The sequence below is a fragment of the Streptomyces atratus genome, assembly GCF_014648655.1.
In the GTDB taxonomy this organism is placed as follows: Bacteria; Actinomycetota; Actinomycetes; order Streptomycetales; family Streptomycetaceae; genus Streptomyces; species Streptomyces atratus.
The window spans coordinates 23,556-30,790 of the sequence record NZ_BMRN01000059.1; the positions used below are offsets into that span (position 1 = coordinate 23,556).

At 69.3% G+C, this 7,235-nt stretch carries 8 protein-coding genes and 2 pseudogenes; 8 read left to right on the forward strand and 2 right to left on the reverse strand.

What is annotated here, in order from left to right; translation table 11 throughout:
* Window positions 1–57: 57 nt before the first annotated feature.
* Together IEZ15_RS38930 and IEZ15_RS38935 are read left to right on the forward strand one after the other, a co-directional pair.
* The gene (locus tag IEZ15_RS38930) at window positions 58–987 is read left to right on the forward strand and encodes an NAD-dependent epimerase/dehydratase family protein (RefSeq protein ID WP_189281745.1); all 930 of its coding nucleotides are present in this window, start codon (window positions 58–60) and stop codon (window positions 985–987) included.
* A 14-nt stretch (window positions 988–1,001) separates the two neighbouring features.
* Window positions 1,002–1,493, forward strand: a pseudogene (locus tag IEZ15_RS38935) (Tn3 family transposase); the annotation flags it as partial.
* Window positions 1,494–1,626: 133 nt separating this feature from the next.
* Here the strand turns inward: IEZ15_RS38935 and IEZ15_RS38940 are convergent.
* The gene (locus IEZ15_RS38940) at window positions 1,627–2,298 is read right to left on the reverse strand and encodes a response regulator (RefSeq protein ID WP_189281746.1); all 672 of its coding nucleotides are present in this window, start codon (window positions 2,296–2,298) and stop codon (window positions 1,627–1,629) included.
* Window positions 2,295–3,470 (reverse strand): sensor histidine kinase, encoded by a 1,176-nt coding sequence (locus tag IEZ15_RS38945; protein WP_189281747.1) that lies wholly within the window; start codon window positions 3,468–3,470, stop codon window positions 2,295–2,297. The genes IEZ15_RS38940 and IEZ15_RS38945 overlap by 4 nt, the downstream gene beginning before the upstream one ends.
* Before the next feature lie 227 nt (window positions 3,471–3,697).
* Between IEZ15_RS38945 and IEZ15_RS38950 the strand changes: the two genes are divergently transcribed.
* From IEZ15_RS38950 to IEZ15_RS38980, 6 genes and pseudogenes are all read left to right on the forward strand, one after another.
* Entirely contained in the window at window positions 3,698–4,618 is a 921-nt protein-coding gene (locus IEZ15_RS38950) for an ABC transporter ATP-binding protein (protein WP_189281748.1), read from the forward strand.
* Window positions 4,615–5,448, forward strand: a complete 834-nt coding sequence (locus IEZ15_RS38955; protein WP_189281749.1) for an ABC transporter permease — start codon at window positions 4,615–4,617, stop codon at window positions 5,446–5,448. The genes IEZ15_RS38950 and IEZ15_RS38955 overlap by 4 nt, the downstream gene beginning before the upstream one ends.
* A gap of 181 nt (window positions 5,449–5,629) precedes the next feature.
* Window positions 5,630–5,857 carry a hypothetical protein gene (locus tag IEZ15_RS38960; RefSeq protein WP_189281750.1) on the forward strand — a complete coding sequence of 76 codons (228 nt, stop codon included), beginning with the start codon at window positions 5,630–5,632 and terminating at the stop codon, window positions 5,855–5,857.
* Window positions 5,858–5,994: 137 nt separating this feature from the next.
* On the forward strand, window positions 5,995–6,225 hold the full coding sequence (locus tag IEZ15_RS38965) for a zeta toxin family protein (RefSeq protein ID WP_268250490.1): 231 nt from the start codon (window positions 5,995–5,997) through the stop codon (window positions 6,223–6,225).
* Between the two features lie 329 nt (window positions 6,226–6,554).
* Window positions 6,555–6,974 (forward strand): contact-dependent growth inhibition system immunity protein, encoded by a 420-nt coding sequence (locus tag IEZ15_RS38975; RefSeq protein ID WP_229846423.1) that lies wholly within the window; start codon window positions 6,555–6,557, stop codon window positions 6,972–6,974.
* Between the two features lie 35 nt (window positions 6,975–7,009).
* Window positions 7,010–7,235: pseudogene (locus IEZ15_RS38980) on the forward strand (IS6 family transposase); the annotation flags it as partial.

Here is a 7,235-nt window from a genome sequence, read left to right on the forward strand (position 1 = left end):
GAGACGCACAGTCCCCTCCCTGTCCCCCCTTCCCCGTCCTTGAATTGGAGTCCTCACATGCGCGTCTTCGTCACCGGGGCCACCGGCTACATCGGAGGTTCGGTCGCTGATCTGCTGCTGCGCTCCGGACACCGGGTCGAGGGGCTCGTCCGTACCGAGGACAAAGCCCGTGAGCTGAAGCGGCGAGGCATCACCCCCGTCCTCGGTACGCTTGACGACGGCGCGCTGCTCACCGCGCGTGCCCGCGAGGCCGACGCCGTCGTCAACGCCGCCAGCGACCACCGGGGCGCCGTCGAGGCACTCGTCGAAGGACTGGCGGGCACCGGCCGCGCACTGGTGCACACCAGCGGTTCCAGCATCGTCAGCACCGACTCGCGCGGTGCTGCCGCGGATGAGGTGTTCACCGAGGAAATCGTCGCCCCCGGGTCGAGCTGGCGCCCCGTCGAAGAGAAGGCCGACCGTGTCGCCCTCGACCGTTTCGTCCTGGACGCGGCGGGCAGCGGCGTGCGGTCGGTCGTACTGTGCAACTCCCTCGTCTACGGACACGGCCGGGGCATGGCCCACGACAGCGTGCAGATCCCCGTGCTCGCCCGGCAAGCTCGCGCCAGCGGTGTCGTGCGGTACGTGGAAGCGGGCCGCAACATCTGGTCGACCGTGCACATAGACGACATGGCCGACCTCTACCTGCGCGCCCTCACCGACGCCTCGGCCGGATCCTTCTACTTCGTCGAGAACGGTGAGGCGTCGTTCGCCGACATCTCCGCCTCGCTCGCCTCGGCACTCGGTCTGGGCCCCGCCGAGTCCTGGGACGCGGACACCGCCGTCGCCTACTGGGGGCACGAACTCGCCTTGTACGTGCTCGCCTCCAACAGCCGCGTACGAAGCAGGGGTGCCCGACTGGGCTGGCGTCCGGCCCACCCTTCTGTCCTCGACTGGATCGAGAGGGACTACCTGTGTCAATCCCACCGAACTGTGGAGATCATCTAAGCGGCCAGCCCCAGCGGATGTTCGGCCGCGAGGGGCATCCCACACCGCTGGGGCAGGCGTTCGCCGAATACGGGCGCATCGCCAAGACCCTGCACCTGCTCGCCGTCGTCGACCCGGTCGACGACACCTACCGGCGCCAGATGCACAAGCAGCTCACCGTCCAGGAGTCCCGCCACAAGCTCGCCCGCGACATCTGCCACGGCAAGAAGGGCACCATCCACCAGGCATACCGGGACAGGACGGAGGACCAGCTTGGCTCACTCGGCCTCGTGCTGAACGCGGTAGTCCTCTGGACGACCCGCTATATCGATGCTGCGGTCGCCCAACTCCGTGCCGAAGGCCACGAGATCCGGGACGAGGACGCCGCGCGCTTGTCCCCGCTCAAGCACAAGAATCTGAACTGCCTGGGCCGCTACAACTTCACCGCCTCCCAGCCGGTCGACGGGCTGCGGCCGCTGCGCGACCCGGACGCCGTCAACCTCGACGATGACGACGGAGAGGACTGAGCCAGGCCGGGACCGGCCAGTCCTGTTTACAGCCGCACTGGGTGGCGTGGTAGCGGCTGCTCCGTCGGCGGCTCGTACACGAGACGAGCGACAGGGCATCTCCGAGACCAGACCCTGGGGGCCGGGGACGCCATCAGCGAGGCAGCGTGACGAGCCCCGTCTCGTAGGCGGTGATCACGAGCTGAACCCGGTCCCGGGCGCCCAGTTTGGTGAGCAGGCGCGACACGTGCGACTTGGCGGTGGCCACCGTGATGAAGAGGTCCTCCGCGATCTCGGCGTTCGACCGGCCGCGTCCGACCAGGGTCAGGACTTCCCGTTCCCGCTCGGTGATGCCCTCGACCAGCCGTGGGGAGCGTGCCGGGGCGGCTTCGGGGCGCCCGGCGAACTCCGCGATCAGACGACGCGTGACGCCCGGGGCGATCAGCGCGTCGCCGGCGGCGACCACACGGATCGCCGCGAGGATGTCGTCGAGCGCCATGTCCTTGACCATGAAGCCGCTCGCTCCGGCCCGGAGCGCACCGTAGACGTGGTCGTCCTCGTCGAAGGTGGTCAGGACGAGGACGCGGGCGGTCGCCGGACCGGCGGTGATCAGTCGAGTGGCCTCGATCCCGTCCATGCCGGGCATCCGGATGTCCATCACCACGACGTCGGGGCATAGGTCCCCGACCAGTTGGACCGCCTCGGCGCCGGTGGACGCCTCGCCGACGACCTCCAGGTCGGGGTGGTCGGCCGTGATCACGCGCAGGCCGGACCGCACCAGCGGCTGGTCGTCGACGAGCAGGACGCGTACGGGACTGCCGGTCATCGGGCCTGCACCGGAACTACGGCGGCGTCGGGCAGGGGCAGCCGCGCCGCCACCCGGAAGCCGCCCTCGGGACGCGGCCCGGCGCTGAGGCGGCCGTGCAGCAGAGCGACCCGCTCGCGCATGCCCACGATGCCGAAGCCGTGGGCCGGGCCGTCCTCGGTGGCACCGCGCCCGTCGTCGACGATTTCCACGGATAGTTCCCCGTCCCCGTACTCGATGGTCACCCGGCAGTGTCCGGTGCCCGCGTGGCGGACCACATTGGTCAGCGCCTCCTGGACGATACGGTAGGCCGACAGGTCGATGTCGGCGGGCAGCGGGCGCTGTTCCCCGCCGCGGCGCACGTCGACGCGTACGCCGGCGTCCGCCGTCGTCGCCGCCAGCCGTTCGAGGTCCGCCAGACCGGGCGAAGGCGTGAGCGGTGCCCGCCCCGAAACCTCTGCGTCCGGGTCTGCCTGACGGAGTGCCACCAGCGTGCGCCGCAGGCCCGACAAGGTCTCTCTGCTGGTGGCTTCGATGGCTCGCAGCGCCTCGTGGGCCTCCGCGGGCTGTGTCCGGATGACCCGGCTTCCCACCCCGGCCTGGATGGCGATGATGCCGATGCTGTGCGCGACCATGTCGTGCAACTCCCGTGCGATCCGCAGCCGTTCGGCGATGACGGCCTCGGCCACCTCCTGCGCGCGCAGCGCCACCGCGTGCTCGCGGCGCTCGCGGCTCAGCAGACCGGCCGTGCAGGCCGCAGCCATCGCCAGGAGGGTGATCACGAGGTTGACGGTCAGGCTGTCGCCGTGCGCGAAGCCGCCGACGAGCAGGAGCTGGACGACGAGGGATGCGGCCGCGGCGACGGTCGAAGCCCGCCGCGCGCGGGTGGCGACGATGTAGCCCAGGACGAGGTCCACCGCCAGATACGACAGGAACTGGCCCTGGTACGAAGCCGACAGATCCACGCCGGCGGAGCTTGGGGGACCCACCACCACGGCCGTGGATCCGAAGAGCGCCATGGTCAGGGCCAGGACCGGCCCGCGTCGCAGGACGCCGACGAGCAGGCTCGCCGCCAGCAGTGCCCCGATGCCGTGGACCGTGCCCGAAGCCCGCGGCGTGCCTCCTATGAGCAGACCCACCGCGAGGAGGTACAGAACACCCCCCACCCAGGCCATGACCTTCGTTCTCGTCATCGGCGGTGTGCCCTCTCGAGGCGGTGTGCCCACTCAAGAGAAAGGTCATACCCTGCGACGCGCGCAGGCAACGGGGTGGTCGGGTTGTCGTTCATCCCGCGAGGCTATCCAGCCGCCGACTCTGCGGCATCGGCCCGTGGGCGTACGCCCACGGGCGAAGGCGGCCGCAGGTGATTGCCGCCCACGGCCCCATGACCGGACGGGGCCCTCCCGGCAGGGTTGTCCATGTGATCGAAGTCAACGAACTCACCAAGCGCTACGACGGCAAGACCGCCGTCGACCAGCTGTCCTTCACCGTGCGGCCGGGCCAGGTCACCGGCTTCCTCGGCCCCAACGGAGCCGGCAAGTCCACCACCCTGCGGATGATCCTCGGCCTGGAGGCCCCCACCTCGGGCACCGCCACCGTCAGCGCAGTCCCCTTCCGCAGCCACGCCCGGGGACTGCGGCACGTCGGCGCCCTCCTCGACGCGGGCCAGGTCCACGGCGGACGCACCGCCACGGCCCACCTGTCCGCCCTGGCCCGCAGCAACGGGATCTCCCCGCGCCGTGTGGACGAGGTCCTGTACGAAGTGGGATTGACCGACGCGGCGAACCGCCGCATCGGCGGGTTCTCGCTCGGCATGAAGCAGCGCCTCGGAGTGGCCACCGCCCTGCTCGGCGACCCGCCGGTGCTGATGTTCGACGAACCGGTCAACGGCATGGACCCGGAGGGCGTGCTCTGGATGCGCCGCCTCTTCCAGCGCCTCGCGGCCGAGGGCCGCACGGTCTTCCTCTCCAGCCACCTCATGTCGGAGATGGAGAACACCGCCGACCAGCTCGTCGTCATCGGCCGGGGCCGGCTCATCGCCGCCGAATCGGTACGGGACTTCGCGGCCCGCAGCACCGGCCTCGGAGTGGTGGTGGGCACGCGGCAGGCAGCCGAGCTGACGACGGTGCTGACCGCCGCCGGCGCATCGGTCGAGCCGGAGGGATCGGCGGGCGCCGAGAAGCTCGCCGTTACCGGACTGCCGACGGACCGGATCGCCGCGCTCGCCTTCGAGAACGGGATCCTGTTGAACGAGCTGACCTCCCGAACCGCCTCGCTGGAGGAGGCCTTCATGGAACTCACCGCCGACAGCGTCGAATACCAGGCAGGACAGCCCCGATGACCACACACGCCTCCGCCCTCGCGACCACTTCGGCCGCGTCCCTCGCCGAGCCGCCCGCCCGCTTCCACGACCTGATCGCCTCCGAGTGGATCAAGATGCGGTCCCTGCGCTCCACCCCGTGGGCCCTCGCCTTCATCACCCTGTTCGTCATCGGGTCCGGCGCCGTGGCCACACTGGCGGACAAGGCCGCGGGCTCCGAACCCGGTAGTTTCCTGGCCTACGACGCCTTCCCGTCGACCGGTTACATGACGCTGATGCTCGTCGCCGGCAGCATGGGCGCCCTCACAGTCGTGAGCGAGTACAGCAGCGGGCTGATCCGCACCACCACCGTGGCCGTCCCCGCCCGTGGTGCGGTGGTGCTGGCCAAGGCAGTCGTCACCGCCGTGCTGTGGACCGCGGTCGGCACGGCCGCCTCCATCGGATCCTTCCTGGTCTCCCAGGCCATCCTGGACGGGCACGATGCCAGTGTTCCGATCACCCACTCCGACGTGTTCCGGCCGCTGGTGGCATCCGCGTTGCTGGCTCCGGTGTGTGCCTTGGTCGGTCTGGGCCTCGGCGTTCTGCTCCGGCATGCCGCCGGGACCATGCTCACCAGCGTCTTCACCCTGCTGATGCTGCCCACCATGTTCTCGGAGAGCAACCGCTGGTCGGCGGATGTCAAACACACGATGGTGTCGGCCGCCTGGACTCGTCTGGTCCAAACTTGGGAGCCGGATCCCGGATCCCTGGGCTACACCGCCACGCTCCCCGGCTCCTGGATCGTGTACGCCCTCTGGCCGCTGGTCGCGGTCGCCCTCGCCGTGCTCGTCGTGAGGCGCCGTGACGTGTGAGCGTGCCTCCAGGGCACGAACATCGCGCCCTGGAGGCAGGATCCGGACGCTCCCCGGTCAAGGCTCATGGACACAGGTCAGCTGTGCCGGTGCTCTCCGCACGCAACTGCATCCTTTGGCCTACTGCGATTTCGGCCCTGTGAAGGACGATCCTGCGGCACCGCTGCGAGAAGGTTGAGCCGTGCGAACAACCATCGGATACACCGCCGAAAGCATCGGTTACGTCGTAGGAGCCCAGGGGCTTGTCAGCTTCGCTTCGCAGACCTTCTTCGGTACAGAGTGGGGCTGGATGCACAAGGTCGTCGACCTTCCATCCACCGCTTACCTCGGCATCCTCGCCGTGGGGCTGGCGCTCATCGTCGGCGGGGTGAAGACCCGGAAGACGCCCCAGCGCCAGAAGGTCGCCTGACCGGCGGACCTTTCAGCTCGTAATGAGCTGGGGCGAGTGTGACGGTTCCCGCGTGCGGCGGGTGGGTTACTGCTCGGTGGCCTGGTCAGGGTTGCCCATGTCCTCCCACTTCACTCCGTGGCCGGGCGGGCCGCTGGGTGCGCATGAGCATCGAATACGCACCGGACCACGGCTACGGGCTGCTGCTGGGAGGGGTGTCCCGGGATCCCGCGATGACGATCGGCACCGCCGAGGAGTCCGCCCGCGCCGGGCGGCCGGTCGAGGTGGTGGCCCTGGCCGTGCACGAGGACCGCAGCCGCCTCGACGCGCTCGACCGATTCGCAGATTCCGGGCGTACGGCTGCGCGTGCGGGCGAGGCGATGTTGTAATCGCGCCGAGCAAAGAGACACGCGGTGAGGGGGAGAGCCTGGTGGAAGAGCTGCAGCCGAGCGATCCGCGGCAGGTGGGGCGGTACCGGATCACCGGGCGCCTGGGCGCTGGCGGGATGGGCCAGGTCTATCTGGGGCAGTCGCCCAGCGGGCGGCTGGTCGCGGTGAAGGTGGTACGGCCCGAGCTCGCCCAGGATCCCGGATTCGCGAAATCATCTCATCGGTGCCGATATGGAATGCATGGCGGTAATCGGCTCTGCAGAGGAAGCCAAGAGCTACGACGCCTCCCTCAGACCGCGTTTGAGATCTGGTCGTAGGACAATCGATCGGTGACGCGCCCCTTGAATCGTGACCGTTCCCTTGAAGAGCTTGAACGCGCCCGCTGGCCAGCCCCGTCAGCCGACGACACTCGTCTTGTCGCTACTGCACACGCCTTGCGGCGTCAGCCGATCGGCGAGCTGGCCGTCGAGGACATGCGCTTGTTGATAGGGCAGAACATAGGTCTGCCCTACCTCCTGCCACTGGCACTGGAGGTACTGCGGGACAACCCGATGGCAGAGGGGGACATGTACGAAGGCGATCTGCTGTCCGCGGTTCTCACCAGGAACCCATCGGTCTGGGCCGAGTTTTCCGAACTCGGCCGAGAGCTTCGCGTGATCGTCTCGAAGTTGACTGGTCTGCCCCCTGACCTGCAACAGAGGGTTGAGCGCTTCCTGGGCGCTGTCACGTTGACTGGCCGGGTGGGATGATCTTCTGGTTGGTCGTGCCGGGGAGGGATTCGTTCGTGTCGTCCGCGTCGCCGTCGTACAAGGGCCACCGGTACCCGGTGGAGGTGATCGCGCACGCGGTATGGCTGTACTTCCGCTTCCCGCTGTCCTTCCGCGAGGTCGAGGAGCTGATGCTGCAGCGCGGCGTCATCGTCTCTTACGAGACCATCCGCCGCTGGTCCGCCAAGTTCGGCCAGGCCTACGCGGACGGACTGCGCCGCCGTCGGCCACGGCCCGGGGACA

Coding starts and splice junctions, on each gene's coding strand:
- IEZ15_RS38930 (WP_189281745.1), top strand. CDS start 58: ATGCGCGTCTTCGTCACCGGGGCCACCGGCTACATCGGAGGTTCGGTC.
- IEZ15_RS38940 (WP_189281746.1), bottom strand. CDS start 2,298: ATGACCGGCAGTCCCGTACGCGTCCTGCTCGTCGACGACCAGCCGCTG.
- IEZ15_RS38955 (WP_189281749.1), top strand. CDS start 4,615: ATGACCACACACGCCTCCGCCCTCGCGACCACTTCGGCCGCGTCCCTC.
- IEZ15_RS38945 (WP_189281747.1), bottom strand. CDS start 3,470: ATGACGAGAACGAAGGTCATGGCCTGGGTGGGGGGTGTTCTGTACCTC.